Below are 19,715 nucleotides of genomic sequence, written 5' to 3'. Positions count from 1 at the left end.
TGCGATGCGACGCCGGCGGTTCTTCCGACTGAGCGCGGCGGTGGCGGGCGGCCTGGTTCTGGCCGGGTGCGACGAGTCGGGCTCGCAGGACACCGCCGGCGCCCCGCCCAGCCGGGTTCCGCACGACGATCGCGCCTGGCTGATGCCCGAGGAGGGCGACCCCCACGTTCGGACCTGGATGGCCTTCGGCGCCGGCGAACGCGTGTGGGGTGCGGAGCTGCTTCCGGTGGTGCGGGACAACCTGGCTGCTGTTGCGCCGGCCATCGCGCGTTTCGAGCCGGTGTCGATGCTGGTGCGCGCTGAAGAGATGGATCTGGCGCGCGGGCTCATCGGTGGTGCGAATGTCGAGTTGGTTCCGGCGGCGCTCGACGATCTGTGGATGCGCGATACCGGTCCGGTATTCGTCAAGGGCGCAACGGGGATGGCCGGGGTCGACTTCAACTTCAACGGCTGGGGAGGCAAGCAGAAGCACGCGCAGGACGCGAAGGTCGCCGAGATCGTCACCGGCCGGGCCGGGGTCGAAACGCTGCATACCGGACTGGTGCTCGAGGGCGGCGGGATCGAGGTCGACGGTCAGGGCACGGGCATCATCACCGAAAGCTGTGTGCTGAACGACAATCGGAACCCGGGCTGGAGCAAAGCCGACGTGGAGTCCGAGCTGAAGTACCTGCTCGGACTCGAGAAGATCATCTGGCTGCCCGGTATCAAGGGTGAGGACATCACCGACGGGCACACCGACTTCTATGCCCGCTTCGCTCGCCCGGGGGTGGTGGTGGCCGGATTGGACACCGACCCGGATTCCTACGACCACGATGTCACCCAGCGCCACCTCGAAATCCTGAGGGGCGCAACGGATGTGCACGGCAATGCACTCCAGGTGGAAGTGATCGAGGGTCCGGCGCAGGTGCGCCCGCAATACCGGGATCAGAAGGACTTCGCGGCCGGGTACATCAACTTCTATGTCTGCAACGGTGGCGTCATCGCACCGCAATTCGGTGACCAGGACGGAGATTCGGCCGCGCGGGACACCCTGGAGCGCTTGTTCCCCGGCCGCGAGGTCGTGCAGATCGACATCGACGGTATCGCCGCGGGTGGTGGCGGGATCCACTGCACCACGCAACAGCAGCCGGTGGGATAGCGGTCGTGACCGATCGCCAGGCACAGATTCTCGAAGCGACAGTTCGTGTGCTCGCCGAGGACGGGGTACGGGGATTGCGCATCGGCAGGGTCGCGGCCGAAGCCGGCGTCTCCGCCGCGCTGATCTACTACTACTTCGACGATCGCGCGGGCGTGCTCCGCCGCGCGCTCGAGCACCTCGACCATCGCGCTGCGGCGCACATCGAGGCCGCGCCGCGCGGCAGCAGTCCGCGCGCGGCCCTCGAGGAGATGTTGCTCGTCGAATTGCAGAGCGCGGTCGAGGTCCGCCGAGAATGCATCGCCTGGGGTGAGTTTCGCGCCAGCGCCGTGTTCGAGGCCGATCTACGGGAGCCGTTGCGGGCCACCACCGGGGAATGGATCGACCACGTCGAGGATGTCCTGCGCGAGGTGGCCGACACCGGGCCGGGCGATCCGGCGCCGGATCTCTCCGGTGCGGCCGAACGCCTCACCACCCTGGTCGAGGCGTTGACCGCACGGTGGCTGAGCGGGTCGACGACGGTCGAGCGAACACGTGAATTGCTGTCGGGCGCAATCGCTACCGAGCTCGGTGCACTCCGCGACTGACGGGGAGGGCGATCAGCTCCGGCCCAGTTCGGCGACGACCGCGCCGGACAGCAGCTCGCGGGCGCGCTCCAAGGAGAGCGATCCGCTGAGCCAGCGCTCACTCAACCCCTCGACCAGAGCGGTGAGGCGTTCGGCCGCGGCGGTGGGGTTGACGTCGCGGACCGCGAACCCGGCCTCGCGGGCGCGATCGATCAGCGTCGCCGTCTCGTCGACCCATTCCTGGGTGGTGGCGCGCAGCTGGTCGCGCAGATCATCGGAGAAGACAGCGCTGGCGCGCAATTCGCCCCAGGCGATGCTGTTGTTACGGACATCGGGGACGTTCTGCAGTTCGAGCAGCAGCATCTGCTCGAGCGCGGCCCGCGGATTCGTATGTGCGAACGCGTCGTCGGTGTAGCGCTGTGCCTGGTCGTTGATGAATCCCAGCGCGCTGTGCAGTACGCCCGCCCGATCCTTGAAGTGGTAGTAGATCAGCGCGGTGGAGACCCCCGCTTCGGCCGCGAGCTTCTCGATGCGCAGCCCGCGTACGCCGTCCTGGGCGATGACCCGGATGGCTGCTTCCAGGATTTGAGTCTGACGATCGGACACGGAACCTCACTTTACGGATATGCCGAACGATCTGACGGATACGGGCCCGGAGGTGAATCGCGGAGCTTCGAGTTACACGGGTTCTTGCTGTGTGGTGCAGTGGATGCCACCACCGCCGGCGGCGATGCCGTCGATACTGATCTGGGCGATGTAGCGGTCGGGGAACAGCCGCTGCAGTGTCGCGTGCGCCGCCGAATCCGTTCGGGGATCACCGAATTCCGGTGCGATCACCGCCTGGTTACAGACATAGAAGTTGATGTAGCCGGCCGCGAAGTCCTCGCAGTCGTACCGCGGGCGGACCTGCGACGGCCCTTCGATCACCTCGACCTGGAGGGGGCGGCCCGACGCGTCGGTGGCCGAGCGCAGGATATCGAGATGGGCGCGGGTGACCTCGTAGTCGAACGAGTCGGGATCGTTGTCCAGTCCGGCCACGACCACACCGGGCCGGGCGAAGCGGGCATAGAAGTCGGTGTGCCCGTCGGTGATGTCGTAGCCCGCGATGCCGGGTAGCCAGATGATCTTCTCGAGCCCGAGCAGGTAGCGCAGCTCGTCCTCGACGTCCTTCTTCTTCCAGCCCGGGTTCCGATTGTTGTTGAGCACACAGCTTTCGGTGATGATGGCGGTGCCGCGGCCGTCGACCTCGATCGCGCCGCCCTCGAGGACCAATTCGGCCGGCAGTGCCTCGACCGTGGCCGAGCGGGTGACGAAGTCGGCCACCTTGCGATCCTGGCGGGCCTTCTGTTTGCCGCCCCAGCCGTTGAAGTTGAAGTCGACCGCGGCCATGTTCTTGTCGCCGTGCACGAAAACGGGGCCGGTGTCTCTCATCCAGATATCGTCGAGCGGCGCGACGACCAACTGAATATTCGCGGCTGTGAACAGGCGGCAGGCCAGGTCGAAGTCCTCGGGGCGGACGAGGACGGTGACGGGCTCGAATCGGGCGATCGTCTGGGCGATCCGCGCCAGATCGTGCTGTACCTGCGGCAGCAGATGTCGGCCCCAGACGTTCTCGCTCGCGCCGAAGGCCATCCAGGTCCGCCGGTGCGGATCGCCTTCCTCGGGCATGGACCAGCGCCGCCCGTCATCCTCGAATGCGGCGGAATCTCCCAGCAGGCGGCTCAGCGCGCCGCTCATCTGCGCGAATCGACCCTTGCTCATGTCTTCTTCTCCTGATGTCCGGACGCCCCGCACATCGAACTCTAGAACTGACTGAATATTTAGTCAATGTGGTGCACGGGGCGTTCTCGGTCACAGTGTCGGTGGTCTAGTCCACCGGTTCTTGCTGCGTGGTGCAGTGGATGCCGCCGCCGGCCCAGGCGATGCCGTCGATGTTCACCTGCACGATCTGCCGGTTCGGGAACAGGCGCGCGAGCGTCGCCTTGGCGGCCGAATCCGCCTCACGGTCGCCGAATTCCGGCGCGATGACCGCGCCGTTGCAGACATAGAAGTTGATGTAGCCGGCCGCGAAATCCTTGTCCTTGTATTCGGGCCGGATCTGGGTGGGCGCCTTGATGACCTCGACCCGAACCTGGCGTCCGCGCGCATCGGTCGCGGACTTCAGGATGTCGAGATGACGCATGGTGACGTCGTGGTCGTAGGACTTCGGGTCGGTGTCCAGCCCGGCCACGACCACGCCGGGACTGGCGAAGCGGGCATAGAAGTCGGTGTGCCCGTCGGTGATGTCCTGGCCGGCGATGCCGGGCAGCCAGATGATCTTCTTCAGCCCCAGCAGATAGCCGAGCTCGGCTTCGACGTCCTGCTTGCTCCAGCCCGGATTGCGATTGGGATTGAGCACGCAGCTTTCGGTGATGATGGCGGTGCCCTGGCCGTCGACCTCGATCCCGCCGCCCTCGAGCACGAGCTGGGTCGACAAGGTCTGGGTGCCCGCCCGTCCGGTGACGATCTTGGCCACCGCGGCGTCCTGACCATGAGCCTGCTTGTTGCCCCAGCCGTTGAAGTTGAAGTCGACTCCGGCCTTGCCGCCGCTGCCCTTGACGAACACCGGACCGGTATCGCGCATCCACAGATCATCGAGCGCCGCCGGAACCAATTCGACGTTCGCCCCGCCGATCAGCCCCCGTGCCACGTCCATCTCCTCGGGGCGGACCAGCATTGAGACCGGTTCGAATCGTGCGATGGCCTGCGCGATCGCCGCGAGATTACGCCTGGCTTCCGGCAGCACGTCGCCGTAATGCGCTGCCGCGCCGAACGCCATCCACGTGCGCTTGTGCGGGTCGCCCTCGTCCGGCATCAACCACTGCCGGTCGTCGTGCTCGGCATTGCCTCCCTCGCTACTTCCGCTGCCGAGAGCGGGCATGGCCGCGGCGGTCTTACCCGCCAGCAGCAACCCGCCGACCACGCTCAATCCTGTTTGTACGAAACGACGTCGATGCACAGCATCACTCCCAATCCGGTCGCCAAGGCCGACCATGTCGTGTGGATCTCGAAGCGCACCGCGATGGTGATGACCGGCCGCTCGACAGGCATCGGGCCGGGCGCCAGAGGCCTGCAACGGTAACGCTGACTGAAAAGTCAGTCAATATCGACGACGGTTCCTACGACCGAAGGCCCAGGGGTGGGGAGGGTGGGAAGGTCACCGGGACCGTGAGCGGTGCGCGGTGGAAAGTGCTGGGGCGCCAGGGGAGTTCGGGCAGGGGGATCGCGAGTTTGATGTCCGGGAGGGCGTCGAGGAGTTGGTCGAGGGCCTCGCGGGCGATGATCGAGGCGATCGGCTGGGCGGGGCAGGTGTGGGCGCCGATGCCCCAGGCCAGGTGGGAGCGGTTGCCGGTGTGATCGCCGGAGACGGCGGGGTCGTTGTTGCACGCGGTGATGCTGATCAAGACCGGTTGGTTCACCGGGAGCCAGGAGTTGCCGATCACCTGGGGTTGCTGGGGGTAACGGGGACAGGCGTTGGCCAGCGGGGGATCGGCGAAGAGGACCTTGTCGATGGCGTCTCGCAATTGCAGCGAGCCGGCTAGCAGGTCGTCATGGAAACCGGCGTCATCGGCCATCAGGACCAGGGCGTTGACGATGAGATTCCAGGTCGGTTCGGCGCCCATGACGTAGAGCTTGGCCAGTTGCTCGACGATTTCGGCGTCGTCGAAGGCGGCGGCGTGGCCGATCAGGGTCGAGGTGACGTCGCGAGCGGGGCAGCGGCGTCGGGCGGTTACCAGTTCGGCCAGGACCGCGCGGAAGCGGTGGTCGGCGCGGCTGGAGGCATCCGTGTCGGTGGCCTCGATCAGATCCAGCAGCGCGGCGCCGGCTTCGGCGCCCAGTTGCGGTGGCAGGCCGATCAGGTCGTCGAGGACCCGGAGGGTCAGGGGGCGGGCGTAGTCGGCGAGCAGATCGGCTTGCCCGGCGCCGCAGAAGCTGTTGATCAGTGGCATGGCGGCGGATTCGACGGTCCCGCGCAGCCGATACTGGTCGATGTCGGCCATGGCGGCCAGATACGCGGCGCGGTAGGGCGATCGGCCCCTGTCGCCCGGTTCGGCCGGACCCCACTCCATGATCGGCATCACCGGGCAGCTCTCCGGAATGGTGTGCTGCCAGCTGCGCGGATCAGCCGGAAAGTGTTCGGGGTCAGCGAGAATCCGCAGCGCTTCGCGGTAGCCGAGGATCAGGGTGGCCGGGATCCCGTCGGCCAGTTCGATCGGCGCGACGGGGCCGTACCGGCGGCGCAGGTCGTCGTAGGCGCGGTGCGGGTCGGCGGCGAACTCCGGCGAGTGCAGCTTCACTCGGATACTCCCGCACGGCGATCCGGCATCGGCAAAGCGAACATCTTCAACGTGCAACTCCCATGAGCGGGTGGAACATGAGCGGTGAGAAGAGCTCGAACAAACGACATTACGTCGGTGATTGCTGCCCGGATGCGAACGACGCTGTACCGCATCGATATTCCAGCACGTGCGCGGCTCCGGCTAACCGGCCGGCGGCGACGCTACCGGCGTAACTGGGTAACCGTGACGCACCTGCGTACCGGACGACACGTTGAACGCGTTCCGCTGTAACAGGTTTGGATCACTCGTCGGATGCTACCCGTAGCTACGGGGTGTGCGCATCCCGGCTCGGGTTCGGGGAGTAGGCATGCCCGCGTGAAGTCACTCCTCGGCGTGGCGGATGTTACGGTGCGATAGCCGATCACCAGGGTAGCGGTGACGCCGGGCGAAAGTTTCACCAGGGCAAGGGAACCGAACCTCTCACTGGTCGGGGCGCGGCAGGTGTCCAGGTCGGCCGCGAACTCGGGTGAATCCAGCTGGATTTGGCCGAGAAGCCAAGTGCGCCAACATAACCCTCTAGTAGTCGCGGGCTTGCCAGGTCACAGGCCTCGACCGCCGTGGCCGTGTCACGGTCCACGGTGCAAGCCGTAGCTCATCGACCTGCGGCTTGCGCTGACTCGGGATGACGCATACTGACTCGGTGAGCGAGCGATTGGTGGCAGGGGGAAGGCAGTGACCGAATCCGAGAAGCGGGTCGGAAACCCGGAACAGGCAACGGTCTACACCGCGTCGAAGCTGCGCGCGGCACTGCTGGCCCTTGGGGCGGCCCTGTCGGTCTTCCTGGGCTATGTGCTGGTGCTGACCACCGAGGCGAGTGCGGCGTTCGTCGGCGCGCTGTCGATCCTGTTCTTCGGGGCGTGCCTGGTGCTCATGGTGACGCAGCTGTTCCGGCGGTCGCCCGCGCTGATCATCACTGATCGGGGGTTCACCCACCGGCGCCTGGGCCCGATCGACTGGACCGATGTCGACGGTGTGGCCATCTCCCGGATCGCCGGACAACCATTCGTCGACGTCGCGCTCCGAGACCCGGCCGCCTACCTCGAGCGCTCCTCGCTTCGGACCCGAGTGCTGGGCCGAGTGAACCAAGGCCTCGGTTACAGCCCCGCCGTTTTCTCCACCCAGACTTTCCCCGTCTCCTCGCAGGACGTCGTCGCGGTCATGCGCAACCACCTCCCCGAGCACCGGTCCTGAAACGAAGCGAGCCCCGGGTATGCGCCCGGGGCCCGCGTCCGTCCACGGCCGGTGTCAGTTGGCCCGGCACAGCCAATCCCCCGATCTGTCGGACGTCCGGCGTACTCTTCGCCGTCATGCAGCCCGCAACCGCTGTCATCGCGGAACTCGTCGCCGGCATCCACCCGCACGATGACCTCGAAATGCGACATATCGCAACAACATTGGCGTGGCTCGAATCAACCGACGACATCTTCCGTCGAGTCAAGCCCGCAACCCCATCCCCACACCTGGTCTCCTACGTAGTCCTGATCGACCCCCACGCGAAAGCCATATTCCTGGGCCGCCACCGCCTCGCAGGCTTACACCTCCCGATGGGGGGACACATCGAACCAGGCGAACACCCCCTGACCGCAGCCCGCCGCGAAGCCGCCGAGGAACTGGGCATCACCCCCACCTTCGACGTGGTCGGCGAACACCCCCTGTTCCTCACCCGAACGACAACGGTCGGCCAGGTGGCTCGCCACGTCGATGTCTCGCTGTGGTTCGTAGTTCGCGGTGACCGAACACGCCAGTATCGGCTCGCCCCAGAGGAGTTCGACGGCAGCCGATGGTGGGATCTCGACCCCGGCAACCTGCCCCCGACCGACCCTCACCTTCCACGATTCATCCGCAAACTCTGCGGCACGCTTTGAATGGGATCAGGCCGGGTGGTAGCCGGCGCCGGTGCGGCCCGCGACATTGATGTCGGTGAGGATGTCGTCGATCGGGCGGTAGAAGGTGGGGGAGTGCAGGGGGTTGGCGGGGGTGGTGCAGGGGAAGTCGAAGGGGATGTTGTCGTAGCCGACGATGCCGCCCTGGAGCATGCCGATCAGGCGGTCGCCGGCGGTGACGGGGCCGCCGGAATCGCCGTGGTTGGAACAGACTTGGCTGAGGGTGACATCCTCGAACGGGCCCCAGTTGATGCTGCAGTTGTAGCCGGTGCTGCGGCCGTTGACGCAGACCTGGCTGCCCACGCCCGGCGCGGGAGCGGTGCCGGCGATGGTGGTGCCGCCGACCGTGCGCGTGGGAACGACACGGGCGGGGTCGAATTCGATGACGGCGTAGTCGAGGTCCCGGCCGTTGTCGGAATAGGCGACCGTGCCGATGGCGCCGGCGCCGCGGTTGATCTCGGCCGCCACCTGCGTGCCCTCGGGCGCGCAATGGCCCGCAGTCAATCCGACCAGTCTGCCCGCGTTGTCGTATCCGATCGTGGTGAGCGAACAGATCGCCCTGTTGCTGAGCACGATCCCGGAGCCGCCGCCCAGTGGCACCATCACGTCGGCGGTGGCCGCGCCGGCGCCGCTGAGCGTGGCGGCGGCGATAGCGGCGGTGATCAACCCCGTCGTCAGCGAACCCGAAGCAATCGACATGATTCGACAATTCGTGATCGCACACCCATCGGGAAAGGGAATGTGACGCCCGTCACAGACACTGGTCGGTGCGCACACAGATCCGTACCCGCCGCGACCGCGTTCGAACTGGTCAGCGGTTCACCTGTGCCCTCGCCGCTGACACACTGCGGGCCGGGTCACCCGTGGGTGACCCGGCCCGGAGCGTGCTGCGGAGAGCAGGGGGCGACTAGCCCCGGCCGCAGATGCCGTTGAGCAGGACGCCGGTGCTGCTGATCATGGCGACGTCGCCGTTGGCGAGGGCGTTGGCGAAGTTGTCGATCGCGGTGCGCTCGTCGCCGGAGGCCTCGATGGCGCGGAGGCGGTCGGCGACCTCGCGACGCTGCTGCGGGCTCGGGCCCAGCGAGCCGTAGCTGTTGTAGATGTCGCCGGCGGTCTGGCAGGCGGGGGAGAGGGCGCTCGCGGTGCCGGCGGGCAGCACCAGCAGGGCGCCGACGGCGCTGGCGGCCAGCAGAGCGGACGGGAGGATCTTACGCATAGATGAACTCCTCGGAGCAAGGTTCGGTTTGCGGGTTCGAGTCTGCCTGATGTGTCGGCGAACACTGGTATCCGCTGCCGGAGAGTTGGTATGCCTGGCGGTTTCCGGCCGTCTGGGCGGGGTCAAGCCGTGGTGAGAACCTCGAGCCCGCGTGGCGTCGGGGTTGGCCAGCGGCGGTGGTCGGCGTCGATCACGTACGGGTGGGTGTGGCGGTAGTAGCCGCTGCTCAGCAGCTCGGCGTCACCCAGTCGGTCGGCGGTGAGGGTGCCCGGCGCGTGCAGGTGGGTGATCACCTCGGGGTCGCGTCGCGGCCACATCCGCAGCGCCACAGCGATTCCCGCCGCGGCCAGCACTGCCAGCGTCACCCAGGTGACGGTGAATCCCGCTGTCGTGGTGAGCCATCCGGTGATCGGGTAGGTCACCAGCCACGCCAGATGCGAGAGCGAGAACTGGGCCGCGAACAGGGCCGGGCGATCAGCCGGTTGCGACGAGCGGCGCAGCACCTGACCGGTGGGGGTCAGGATGGCCGCGGTGCCCGCGCCGATGGTGGCCCAGATCGCCAGTGCGGCAACCCATCGCCAGTCGCCCGCGCCGGCCGTCGACAGTGCGATGGCCCCGGCGAGGCCGGTGATCAGGGTGGCCGCGCCGGTCAGCATCACCGGGCGCGCCCCGAGCCGGTCGAGCACCCGCGGCAGCGACAGCGCCACCAGCATGGTGCCGAAACCGTTGGCGGCCAGCAGCATCGCCACTCCGGACTGGGTGCCGCCGAGGGTGTCGCGCACGTAGTTGACGGTATTGACCATGATCACCGAACCGGCGGCCGCGACCACCAGGTTCAGGCCGAGCAGTCCGCGCAGCCGCGGCGTCGCGGCGAAGATGCGCACCCCGGCCGTGATCCGCTCCCGGAACGAATCTCCGCCCGCGGCGGTGGAATTCGGAATTCGGGTGGCCAGCACCAGGACGGCGGAGACGGCGAATCCGATGGCGGTGCCGACGAACAGCCAGTGGAAGCTCATGACGGTCAGCGCGGCGGCGGCGAGCATGGGGCTCAGCAGCGTCTCCATGGTGGCGGCCAATTGCGCCGCGGACAGTGCGCGGGTGTACTCGCGCTCGTCGGGCAGGATGTCGGGGATGACCGCCTGGTAGGTGGGCGTGTATGCGGCCGACGCGGTCTGCAGGATCGCGATCAGCACGTAGATCTGCCAGATCTGATCGATGAACGGCAGTGCCAGCACGACCGCGGCGCGCACCAGGTGCAGCGCGGTCAGGAAGCCGCGGCGGGGCAGCCGGTGGGCGTAGGCCGCGACCACCGGCGCGACGGTCACGTACATCAGCATCTTGATGGTGAGCGCGGTGCCCAGCACCGCGGCGGCCGCGCCGCCGGCGAGGTCATAGGCCAGCAAACCCAGTGCGACGGTGGTCAATCCGGTACCGAAGAGGCCGGAGACCTGGGCGGTGAACAGTCGCAGATAGTCGTGGTTGCGGAAGAGGGAGCTGAACGCTGGTGTGGAACGCATGGGAATCACTTCCTGGGAAAGGGCCGGGGCGAGTCACGGGGTCGGAGACAGTGGCATTCGCACATTTCGTGCTCCCTTTCGTGGAGTTCGGCAGCACGGACATTAATACCCCAGGGGGGTATATGCAAGTCCGGTTCGGGTGATGTGCCCCACGCGCTCGGGTGATGCCACGCCGACATTCGGCGGTTGACAGGGGATTCTCGCGAACTTGTGGCAACCTATCCGGTGCTTCAGCCGAAGGCTGGGATGCGGATCGAGGAGCGGTGTATGGGGAAGTTGGGTAGGCGGAAGCGGTCTCGGCTCATTACGCAGGGACTGATGACTTCCGGGAAGGCGCGGCCGCAGGCCGTGGTGCGGGATGAGGCCGTCGTCGCGGAAGTCGCCGCGAAGCCGGTGGCGCGCGAAGCTGTCGCGCCCGAACCTGTCGTCGAACAGGTCGTCACGGAGACCGTTGCCGCCGGGCAGCCGGATATCCAGGCGCTCGCGGAGCGGGTGAAGGCGCGCCGGCGGGAGAACAGCTGGACGCAGGCCGATGTGGCCAAGAAGGGCGGGCCGTCGGCCGGCTCGATCAGCCAGATCGAGCGGTGCCTGATCGAGGAGCCCGCGCCGGATCTGCTGGCCAAGCTCGATACGGCGCTGGAATGGCCGTCGGGGACGGCGGACAGCATCGTGCGCGGCCTGGTCGCCGCCGGTTAAATGGCGTCAGGCCCCGATCGGATCGCCGATCGGGGCCTAGCCGTGTGTGATTACGTGTGCGCCGCGCCGTCGATACGGATCTCGGTGCCACTGATGAAGCGGCCGTCGTCGGAGACCAGCATGGCGATGACGCCCGCCACGTTCTCGGGACCGGCCAGTTCCTCCGGATTGTCCTGCGGCAGAACGGCGATCAGGCGACCGAACAGCGACCAGTCGGCATCCTGCGGCAGGTAGCCGGGGGTGGCGTCGGTGATGCCGGACTTGATGCCGCCGGGCGCGACGCTCACCGCGCGCAGACCTTGCTTGCCGTATTCCAGCGCCAGCACGTGGGTCAGCGTCTGGATGCCGCCCTTGCTCGCCGAATACGCGGCCATGTACGGGTGCGCGAAGTTGGCCGAGGTGGAGCTGAAGTTGACGACCGTGCTGCGCGGGTTCGCCAGCAGTGCGGGCAGCGCCTCCCGGATGACCAGGAAGGTGCCGGTGAGGTTGACGTTGATGATCTGGTTCCACAGATCCAGCGAGGTCTCGTGGGTGTGCGCCGCGCGCAGGATGCCCGCCGCGTTGACGACCGCGTCCAGCCCGCCGAGCGCCTCGATGGCGGTGCGCACCCCGGCGATGACCTCGGACTCCTGGCCGATGTTCATCTCGACGATGGTCAGGCGCGCGTCGGCGCCGGCCTCGGCGGCCTGCTTGCGGGTCAGTTCCAGGCCCTCGGCATTGACGTCGGCCCCGGCGACGACCGCGCCTTCGGACAGCAGTCGGAGAACAGTGGCCTGGCCGATACCGGATCCGGCGCCGGTCACCAGGATGCGGCGCTGCTCGAGACGGTTCATGGATCACTTCCTGATCGAGGGAACTAGCTTCGTCGGTGGAACTAGTTTCTGACACGATATGCCGAAAATGGCACATGACGCCAGGAAACGTTTTCGGCCTCGGTACAGTTCCCCGCGTGACCAGCGAGCGAAATCGGACCGGCCGGCCGGCCCTCAGCGAGACCCGCCGCGCGGCCACCCGCCGCGAAGTGGCGCTGGTGGCGGCGCACCTCTTCATCGAGAACGGTTACGCCGCAACGACTGTCGAAGAGATCGCCGCCGCCTCCGGCATGGGACTGCGCACCTTCTACCGCTACTTCGCGGGCAAGGAGGACGTCGTGGCCCCCCTGCTGGCCATCGGCACCCAGGCCTGGGCCGACGAACTGGCCGCCTGCCCGCCCGATCTGCCGCTGCGCGAGGCGCTGAGCCGGTCCTACCGGGTCGCCACCCTGGGCACACTCGCGGCCGAGGGAATCGTGGAAGACCGGCTGCGGCCGGTGGTGCGAGCCGCCACCCAGCTCCCCGCCCTGCGTGCGACCTGGCTGCGCGTCCAATACGACTGCGAAACCCAGCTGATCCCCATCATCGCCGCCCGCACCGGCCGCTCCGCCGACGACCTCGATGTCGCACTGGCCGCCGCCATGGCCAATACCGCGGTGCGCCTGGCCACCGAACTGTGGGCCGCCGGCGAGGAAACCGGTTCCGCCGCCGACGTTCTCGACACCTGCCTGGCCCGCCTCGCCACCGACATCCTGCGGTAGCCGCGCTGCGGTCCACCATCAAGCGGACCGCATGGTTTTCATAGGGTTCGATTCCTGAGGAGCAGCCCTACAACCGCTGATCGGGCGTGACGCGCAGGCCGTCGACGGCCACCGCCAGCAGGCGTTCGGCCGCGTCGGGGGTGGTCTCGCAGGCGACGCCGATCCCGTGACCGAGCCGTACCAGGTCGCGGGGTTCTATGTCGGCGCGGATTGCGCCCGCGTCCTGTGCGGCCCGCACCAGCGCGGTCGTGGCTTCGAGGATCGCGGTCCGGCACAGCTGGAAGGTGGGGGATTCGTGGTCCATACCGGCCTTGAGGGTGGTGGCGAGGCTGCGATTCGCCATCACCCACAGCACCTGTTCGCGCAGCCAGGTCTCGAAAGCCATGGAGGCGGGCTCTTGTTCGAGTAGCTCGTGGGCGCGTGCGCTCAACTGCTCGATATTGGAGCGGTAGACCACCTCGATCAGCGCCTCGCGGGTGGGGAAGTGCCGGTACAGCGTGCCGATGCCGACGCCCGCCCGGCGCGCGATCTCCTCGAGCGCCGCGTCGGGGCCCAGTTCGGCAAAGGCCTCCTGGGCGGTCGTGACGATCCGCTCGTAATTGCGGCGCGCGTCGGCGCGCATCGGCTTGTCCGTCGACGGTGCTCCCACGAACCCTCCACTAGAAAACGGATGGACCCTCCGGATAGTCTTGCGTAACCGGAGGAATCCTCCATATGATAGCTCCATCGGAAACGGAGGCATCCTCCGTTTGACTCTCCCTCGATCCGGAGCATTCCTTGTCGACCACCATTTCTTCCCCTGATGCCGGCACCCGTGCCCGCGTCCGCCAACGATCGGTCCGGTCACGCCACGGCATCGTGCTGACCACCCTCCTGACCTGCCAATTGATGATCGTCCTCGATATCACCGTGATGAATGTGGCACTGCCGCGCATCCAGACCGACCTGCACTTCAGCGCCACCGGACTGTCCTGGGTGATGAGCTCCTACAGCCTGGTCTTCGGCGGGCTGCTGCTGCTCGGCGGCCGCGCCGGGGATCTGTTCGGCCGCCGCACGCTGTTCATCACGGGCGCAACGTTGTTCACGCTGGCCTCGCTCGCGGGCGGGTTCGCGCCCGCGGCGGGCTGGCTCATCGCCGCCCGGGTCGTGCAGGGCATCGGCGGTGCGATGGCCGGACCCAGCACGCTCGCTCTGCTGACCACCATCTTCGATGAACCGAAGGCCCGCATGCGGGTGCTCGCGCTGTTCTCCGGCATGTCCAGCGCGGGATTCGCCATCGGGCTCATCGTCGGCGGGCTGCTGACCGAATGGCTGAGCTGGCGCTCGGTGCTGTTCATCAATGTGCCCTTCGGGCTGGTCGTGGTGGCGCTGGCGGTGCGCTATCTGCCTGCCGCGCACCGCAAACCGGCCCACCTCGACCTGCCCGGCGCGGTCACCGCCACCTTCGGTGTGGCCGCGCTGGTCTACGGATTCATCAGCGCCGCCTCGCACGGCTGGGGTGCTGCGACCACCGAGATCTCCCTAGTCGCCGGAATCGTCCTGGTCGCGGTGTTCCTCATCATCGAGTCGCGGACGACCCAGCCCCTGCTGCCCTTGCGACTGTTCGCCGATCGCAATCGCGCCACCGCCTACGCGAACATGTTCCTGACGCCGATGGCGGGCATGTCCATGTTCTTCTTCCTCACCCAATTCCTGCAGGATGTGCTCGGATTGAGCGCGCTCGCCACCGGTTTCGCGTTTCTGCCGACCGCGGTGCTGATGTTCACCATGATCCGGCTGATTCCGCGCCTGCTACCGCGCTTCGGCCCGAAGCCCCTGGCCATGACCGGTGCGGGCGCCATGGTCGCCGGACTGCTTCTACTGACCCGGCTGACAGCGGACAGCGGCTACTTCCCGCTGCTGTTCGTGGCCATGCTCCTGATGGGATGCGGTATCGGCCTGGCGGTTTCGCCGCTGAACGTCATCATCATGTCGAATGTCGAGCCCGACGACGCGGGTGCGGCGGGCGGTGCGCTGCAGACCCTGCAGCAGACCGGCGCCTCGCTCGGTCTGGCCGCCCTGGTCACCGTCTTCGGCACGGTCTCGCGTAGTGCGGGCGGGTCGGCCCAGCATGCCTTGGTGAGTGGCATGACCACCGCGTTCGCCGCGGCCGCGGCCATCGCGGCGCTGACCTTCGCCGTCGCTCTGACCTTCCGCAACCCCCGTCCCGCGACCTGATCTGTGCACCGGTGGCCGCCGCGCCCGGCGGCCACCGCCACGATCCGGTCGCAGCGTGATGCTGCACGCACTCTTCGATACCCCTGGGGGGTTGCCGGTCATCGGGGGCTACCATGGCTGACGTGGCTGATCAGCGCCTTGCGCCGAGAGCGACCGGATACGTCCGGCTGCTCGGCGTGCTGGCGCTGCTGCTGGGGATCGCCGCCATGCACGCGGGCGGGTTCTCCCTCGGCCACGACACCCACGCCGCCGCGGCACCGACCATGGTGATGGCCGACCCCTCCGCCTCGGGTCACGCGCCGCACGGCGATCACACCGGCGGGCATACGAATTCGCACGGCTGCGACTACCTGATCCTGACGGCCGTGGCGCTCGGGATCGGCTTGGTCCTGCTGCACTGGATCGCCGATCGCTCGCGCGACGACCTCCCGCCCAGGCTCCCGTCCTGGCGCATCCATCGGGAACGTCCGCCGCCCTGGACCGCACCCTCCCTGGCCGAACTGTCGATTCTGCGGATCTGACAGGTCTCTCGCCGCGCCCGAATTCGTGCGTGGCCGACCGTCCGATCCTCGCTGCGCGCCGATTCCCGCGCGCCCAGAACTCGACCATTCAGGGAGAAATCATGTCCTCCAACCCTTCTCCGCTCGCACGCCCACTGACCCGGCGCGGACTGTTCGCCGTCGGCGCGGGCGCGGCGGCCGCCGCGACGCTGGCGGCGTGCTCGAAGAATCCGACGCCGGCGCGCGGCCCGGTGACACCCGGCTCCGAAGCGGTCCGCGCCGCGGAAGCCGCCCGCCGCACCGCGGGCGCGACCGTACGTGAGGTGGCGTTGCGGGCCGAACCGGCCACCGTCGACCTGGGCGGTGTGCAGGCGTCGACCTGGACTTTCGGCGGGAAGCTGCCGGGCCCGGAGATCCGTGTCGCCAAGGGTGAGGTGCTGCGCGCCGACTTCACCAACGCGCTGCCCGCTCCGACCACCGTCCACTGGCACGGCATCGCCCTGCGCAACGACATGGACGGCGTCCCCGACGTCACCCAGCCGCAGATCGCGCCCGGCGGCGCTTTCCGCTACGAGTTCACCGCCCCGGACCCGGGTACCTACTTCTTCCACCCGCACGTCGGGGTGCAGCTCGATCGCGGCCTGTACGCGCCGCTCATCGTCGAGGACCCCGCCGACGGCCGTGACTACGACGTGGAAGCCGTTGTGGTACTTGACGATTGGCTCGACGGCGTCAACGGCCGCGATCCTGATCAAGAGCTGCGGCGGTTGCGGGACAAGGGCATGGCCGGGATGAACATGGGCGGGTCCGGCATGAATCACGGCGGCATGTCCATGTCCGCCGATCCGAACCAGCCGCTCGGCTCCGACACCGGTGATGTCACCTACCCGTACTTCCTGATCAACGGCCGACTCGGCACCGACCCGACGGTGTTCTCGGCCCGGCCGGGTCAGCGCATGCGGCTGCGGATCATCAACGCAGCTGCCGACACCGCGTTCCGGGTGGCGCTGGGCGGGCATCAGCTGCGGGTCACCCATACCGACGGCTTCCCGGTGCGGCCGATCACCACCGCGAGCCTGCTGATCGGCATGGGTGAACGCTACGACGCCATCGTCGACCTGGCCGACGGCGCCTTCCCGCTGGTCGCCGCGGCGGAAGGCAAGAACGGCCGCGCCTTCGCCCTGGTGCGCACCGGTGGCGGCGTCGCGCCCGCCGCCGACGCGCAACCGGCCGAACTGGCGGTCGCTCCGCTGACCGCCGACCGCCTGAGCTCCGCCGATCCGGTGCGCCTACCGCCCAGAACACCCGACCAGATCCTGGACGTCACCCTCGGTTCGGACATGAAGAACTACCTCTGGACCATCAACGGCAAGGCCTACCCCGACCACGCCATGCTGAATGTCTCCCAGGGCCAACGGATTCGGCTGCGCTTCCGCAACCGGTCGATGATGTTCCACCCCATGCACCTGCACGGCCACACCTACCAGGTCGTCAGCCGTGACGGCACCGGCCCGCGCAAGGACACCTCCATCGTGACGCCCATGCAGACCGTCGAGGTCGACTTCGACGCGGACAACCCCGGTCAGTGGATGCTGCACTGCCACAACGCCTATCACGGCGAGGCGGGCATGATGAGCATCCTGTCGTACGTGAGCTGAGCATCGGTGCCGCGGGTCCTCGGCGGGCGGGCAGGATGGGCTGTTGGGTACCTCGCCCGCCGAGGGGGACTTGCCGGGTACAGCGTCCGGTCCCGCAGGGGAACCGTGCGGACCGCCAAGGGCGAGCGGCCAACGCGGTCAAGGCTAGGGCGGGTCCGGCGCTACCCGGGGCGTAGTGCGGGGCCACGCCTCTTCGGAATTGGGCCACCGCGGCGGCGCGGGATACGGCGGCGTGCGGGGCCGCGAAGGAGGGCGCGCGGGCGACACGCCCGAGTCCGCTCGAAATTAGCTGAATAATTGCTCAATTGGGCCAGGCGGGCTGAACGGATGGGAGATCATCTGCGACATGCTCGACGACTCCTGGTGTGTCCGTTCGATACACAGCGCTGCCGTGCTGGTCGAGTTCGCCGCTAGCCGCGCGATGCCCAGAGCCGCCGCCCTGGCCGAGACCGGTCTCGGTGAGGGCGATCTGGACGACCCGGACATCGAGATCGATATCGCCCAGGAGTTCCGGCTCATCGAGAATATCCTGGACGCCACCGGCGACGAGCCGGGTTTGGGCCTGCTGGCCGGTTTTTCGGTGCATCTGAGCATGCTGGGCAGCCTGGGCATCGCCCTGAGCAGCTGCTGCACCGTGCGGGAGATGGCCGAACTGTGGGCCCGGCACGCCGAGTTGTCGTTCGCCTACTGCCGATTCGGCATCGCCGACGATCGGGACCGGGTGCTGGTCACTCTCGACACCGATCCCGTCCCGCCGCGCCTGCGCCGCTTCGCCATCGAACGCGACCTGGCGGCGCTGCGCATCATCCAGCGTGAGCTGCTGAGCTGGGATATCCAGGTCCGCCGCCTGGAGCTGACGCTGCCCTACGCCTCGGTCTACGAGGCGGTCGGCGTGCTGCTCGGCATCGGCGACATCGCCTACGACCGGCCCGCCGACGTCCTGATCCTCGACGCCGCCGACCTGCGACGCCCTATGCCGCAGGCGAATTCGATGCTGCGCCGCCAGTACGAGCAGCTGTGCGCCGAGACCGTGGAACGCCGCCGCGCCCGGGTGGGGCTGGCCGGGCAGGTCCGCGCCCTGCTCATGCGCCACGGCCGGGCCATCGATCAGGCGGCCATCGCGGCCGATCTGCACATGAGCGTGCGCACCCTGCGCCGGCGGCTGGCCGACGAGGGGACCACCTTCCGCGAACTGGCGTGCGAGACCACGGGCCTGCTGGCCGAGGAGCTGCTGGCCACCGGTTTTACCGTGGACACCGTGGCCACCCGGCTCGGGTACACCAGCGTGTCGGCGTTCGCGACGGCCTTCCGGGATTGGAAGGGGCAGACCCCCGGCCAGTTCGCGCGTTCGGAGTCCACGCCACCGAGCCGGCGGCTGCGCAGGTAGCGGCGGGTAGTCGCGGCGACTGCTCCGAAAACTGAATCAGGTTTCAATATTGTCCTGATATCCGGTGCGTGAACTGCACTTTCACACCGCATGTGCGACAGATCACAGGAAGGGTTCCCGCTTTCCGGTCTTGACCGGGGCGGGGCCCGTCCAGCAAGGTGTCCGAAGAAATAAGCGCTTAGTAAGTTCCGTGCCCGGGGGTGGGCTCGTGCCGACAATCGGAAGGACTTCCGCATGAACAGATTCGAGGGCAAGACCGCCATCGTCACCGGTGCCAGCCGCGGAATCGGTCTCGGCATCGCACAGCGTCTGGTGGACGAAGGCGCGCGGGTGGTCATCACCGCCCGCAAACAGGAGGCCCTCGACGAGGCGGTGACGACGCTGGGCGGACCGGCCAAGGCGCTGGCCGTGGCCGGTCGCGCCGACGACGCCGACCACCAGGCCGAGGTCCTGAAGCGGGCAGTCGAAACCTTCGGCAGCGCCGACCTGCTGGTCAACAACACCGGCATCAACCCCGTCTACGGGACGATGATGGAACTGTCCCTCGACGCCGCCCGCAAGATCGTCGAGGTCAACTGCCTGGCCGCACTGTCGTGGGTGCAGCACGCGTATCAGGCGTGGATGCGCGATCACGGCGGCGCGGTGGTGAACGTGTCCTCGGTGGCCGGGCTCAAGCCCGCGCCGGGGATCGGCTTCTACGGAGCGAGCAAGGCCATGCTGACCCACATCACCCAGGAGCTCGCGGTCGAACTCGGCCCGGACATCCGGGTGAACGCCGTCGCGCCCGCGGTGGTGAAGACCAAGTTCGCGACCGCGCTCTACGAAGGCCGCGAGGAGGCGATCGCGGCGGCCTATCCGCTCAAGCGGCTGGGCGTGCCCGAGGACATCGCGAGCGTGGTCGCCTTCCTGCTGTCGGCGGACGCGGCCTGGCTCACCGGGCAGCTGCTCGTCGTCGACGGCGGTATCACCCTCACCGGCGGTGTCTAGG

21 protein-coding genes are annotated in these 19,715 nt (G+C 68.0%); 12 read left to right on the top strand and 9 right to left on the bottom strand.

The window, feature by feature from the left end; translation table 11 throughout:
• Positions 1 to 4 precede the first annotated feature (4 nt).
• Both ACYVKL_RS08600 and ACYVKL_RS08595 read left to right on the top strand, forming a co-directional pair.
• Complete coding sequence (locus ACYVKL_RS08600) at positions 5 to 1,138, top strand: agmatine deiminase family protein (RefSeq protein WP_379169772.1); 1,134 nt, start codon at positions 5 to 7, stop codon at positions 1,136 to 1,138.
• Between the two features lie 5 nt (positions 1,139 to 1,143).
• Positions 1,144 to 1,722: a TetR/AcrR family transcriptional regulator gene (locus ACYVKL_RS08595; protein ID WP_379169770.1), complete on the top strand. Its 579-nt coding sequence runs from the start codon at positions 1,144 to 1,146 to the stop codon at positions 1,720 to 1,722.
• A gap of 12 nt (positions 1,723 to 1,734) precedes the next feature.
• Here ACYVKL_RS08595 and ACYVKL_RS08590 read toward each other — a convergent pair whose 3' ends face one another.
• From ACYVKL_RS08590 to ACYVKL_RS08580, 3 genes are all read right to left on the bottom strand, one after another.
• Positions 1,735 to 2,307 (bottom strand): TetR/AcrR family transcriptional regulator, encoded by a 573-nt coding sequence (locus ACYVKL_RS08590; protein ID WP_379169768.1) that lies wholly within the window; start codon positions 2,305 to 2,307, stop codon positions 1,735 to 1,737.
• A 72-nt stretch (positions 2,308 to 2,379) separates the two neighbouring features.
• Positions 2,380 to 3,438 (bottom strand): agmatine deiminase family protein, encoded by a 1,059-nt coding sequence (locus ACYVKL_RS08585; protein ID WP_379169891.1) that lies wholly within the window; start codon positions 3,436 to 3,438, stop codon positions 2,380 to 2,382.
• Positions 3,439 to 3,568: 130 nt separating this feature from the next.
• Positions 3,569 to 4,699 carry an agmatine deiminase family protein gene (locus tag ACYVKL_RS08580; RefSeq protein WP_379169766.1) on the bottom strand — a complete coding sequence of 377 codons (1,131 nt, stop codon included), beginning with the start codon at positions 4,697 to 4,699 and terminating at the stop codon, positions 3,569 to 3,571.
• On the opposite strand from ACYVKL_RS08580, the gene ACYVKL_RS08575 reads away from it, so the two are divergent.
• Positions 4,694 to 4,822, top strand: coding sequence for a hypothetical protein (locus tag ACYVKL_RS08575; RefSeq protein ID WP_379169764.1), 129 nt, complete (start codon positions 4,694 to 4,696; stop codon positions 4,820 to 4,822). The two genes, ACYVKL_RS08580 and ACYVKL_RS08575, sit on opposite strands and share 6 nt — an antisense overlap.
• Before the next feature lie 37 nt (positions 4,823 to 4,859).
• Here the strand turns inward: ACYVKL_RS08575 and ACYVKL_RS08570 are convergent, their stop codons facing one another.
• Positions 4,860 to 6,038, bottom strand: a complete 1,179-nt coding sequence (locus ACYVKL_RS08570; RefSeq protein ID WP_379169762.1) for a cytochrome P450 family protein — start codon at positions 6,036 to 6,038, stop codon at positions 4,860 to 4,862.
• A 714-nt stretch (positions 6,039 to 6,752) separates the two neighbouring features.
• Between ACYVKL_RS08570 and ACYVKL_RS08565 the strand changes: the two genes are divergently transcribed.
• Together ACYVKL_RS08565 and ACYVKL_RS08560 are read left to right on the top strand one after the other, a co-directional pair.
• Positions 6,753 to 7,271, top strand: coding sequence for an STM3941 family protein (locus tag ACYVKL_RS08565; protein ID WP_379169760.1), 519 nt, complete (start codon positions 6,753 to 6,755; stop codon positions 7,269 to 7,271).
• 116 nt (positions 7,272 to 7,387) lie between these two features.
• On the top strand, positions 7,388 to 7,945 hold the full coding sequence (locus ACYVKL_RS08560) for an NUDIX domain-containing protein (protein WP_379169758.1): 558 nt from the start codon (positions 7,388 to 7,390) through the stop codon (positions 7,943 to 7,945).
• Between the two features lie 6 nt (positions 7,946 to 7,951).
• On the opposite strand, the gene ACYVKL_RS08555 is transcribed toward ACYVKL_RS08560, so the two are convergent.
• The 3 genes from ACYVKL_RS08555 to ACYVKL_RS08545 all read right to left on the bottom strand — a co-directional run bounded on the left by ACYVKL_RS08555 (position 7,952) and on the right by ACYVKL_RS08545 (position 10,696).
• Complete coding sequence (locus ACYVKL_RS08555) at positions 7,952 to 8,662, bottom strand: S1 family peptidase (protein WP_379169756.1); 711 nt, start codon at positions 8,660 to 8,662, stop codon at positions 7,952 to 7,954.
• A gap of 208 nt (positions 8,663 to 8,870) precedes the next feature.
• A complete protein-coding gene (locus ACYVKL_RS08550) occupies positions 8,871 to 9,179 on the bottom strand; it encodes a hypothetical protein (RefSeq protein ID WP_379169754.1) in 309 nt (102 codons plus the stop codon).
• A gap of 122 nt (positions 9,180 to 9,301) precedes the next feature.
• Positions 9,302 to 10,696: an MFS transporter gene (locus tag ACYVKL_RS08545; RefSeq protein WP_379169753.1), complete on the bottom strand. Its 1,395-nt coding sequence runs from the start codon at positions 10,694 to 10,696 to the stop codon at positions 9,302 to 9,304.
• 318 nt (positions 10,697 to 11,014) lie between these two features.
• On the opposite strand from ACYVKL_RS08545, the gene ACYVKL_RS08540 reads away from it, so the two are divergent.
• The gene (locus tag ACYVKL_RS08540; protein ID WP_379169751.1) at positions 11,015 to 11,392 is read left to right on the top strand and encodes a helix-turn-helix domain-containing protein; all 378 of its coding nucleotides are present in this window, start codon (positions 11,015 to 11,017) and stop codon (positions 11,390 to 11,392) included.
• Between the two features lie 50 nt (positions 11,393 to 11,442).
• Here ACYVKL_RS08540 and ACYVKL_RS08535 read toward each other — a convergent pair whose 3' ends face one another.
• Entirely contained in the window at positions 11,443 to 12,225 is a 783-nt protein-coding gene (locus ACYVKL_RS08535) for an SDR family NAD(P)-dependent oxidoreductase (RefSeq protein WP_213556433.1), read from the bottom strand.
• Positions 12,226 to 12,341: 116 nt separating this feature from the next.
• Here ACYVKL_RS08535 and ACYVKL_RS08530 point away from each other — a divergent pair, with 116 nt between their 5' ends.
• Positions 12,342 to 12,965 (top strand): TetR family transcriptional regulator, encoded by a 624-nt coding sequence (locus ACYVKL_RS08530; RefSeq protein ID WP_379169748.1) that lies wholly within the window; start codon positions 12,342 to 12,344, stop codon positions 12,963 to 12,965.
• Positions 12,966 to 13,032: 67 nt separating this feature from the next.
• On the opposite strand, the gene ACYVKL_RS08525 is transcribed toward ACYVKL_RS08530, so the two are convergent.
• The gene (locus ACYVKL_RS08525; RefSeq protein ID WP_379169746.1) at positions 13,033 to 13,614 is read right to left on the bottom strand and encodes a TetR/AcrR family transcriptional regulator; all 582 of its coding nucleotides are present in this window, start codon (positions 13,612 to 13,614) and stop codon (positions 13,033 to 13,035) included.
• A 128-nt stretch (positions 13,615 to 13,742) separates the two neighbouring features.
• Here ACYVKL_RS08525 and ACYVKL_RS08520 point away from each other — a divergent pair, with 128 nt between their 5' ends.
• The 5 genes from ACYVKL_RS08520 to ACYVKL_RS08500 all read left to right on the top strand — a co-directional run bounded on the left by ACYVKL_RS08520 (position 13,743) and on the right by ACYVKL_RS08500 (position 19,714).
• Entirely contained in the window at positions 13,743 to 15,182 is a 1,440-nt protein-coding gene (locus ACYVKL_RS08520; protein WP_379169744.1) for an MFS transporter, read from the top strand.
• A gap of 122 nt (positions 15,183 to 15,304) precedes the next feature.
• Positions 15,305 to 15,703, top strand: a complete 399-nt coding sequence (locus tag ACYVKL_RS08515) for a DUF6153 family protein (RefSeq protein ID WP_379169742.1) — start codon at positions 15,305 to 15,307, stop codon at positions 15,701 to 15,703.
• 101 nt (positions 15,704 to 15,804) lie between these two features.
• Positions 15,805 to 17,340 (top strand): multicopper oxidase family protein, encoded by a 1,536-nt coding sequence (locus ACYVKL_RS08510; protein WP_379169740.1) that lies wholly within the window; start codon positions 15,805 to 15,807, stop codon positions 17,338 to 17,340.
• Positions 17,341 to 17,686: 346 nt separating this feature from the next.
• Positions 17,687 to 18,727: an AraC family transcriptional regulator ligand-binding domain-containing protein gene (locus ACYVKL_RS08505; RefSeq protein ID WP_379169738.1), complete on the top strand. Its 1,041-nt coding sequence runs from the start codon at positions 17,687 to 17,689 to the stop codon at positions 18,725 to 18,727.
• Positions 18,728 to 18,961: 234 nt separating this feature from the next.
• Positions 18,962 to 19,714 carry an SDR family oxidoreductase gene (locus ACYVKL_RS08500; RefSeq protein ID WP_379169736.1) on the top strand — a complete coding sequence of 251 codons (753 nt, stop codon included), beginning with the start codon at positions 18,962 to 18,964 and terminating at the stop codon, positions 19,712 to 19,714.
• Position 19,715 lies beyond the last annotated feature (1 nt).

It is taken from the genome of Nocardia tengchongensis (assembly GCF_054781395.1).
This window is presented reverse-complemented; position numbering and strand designations above follow the sequence as displayed.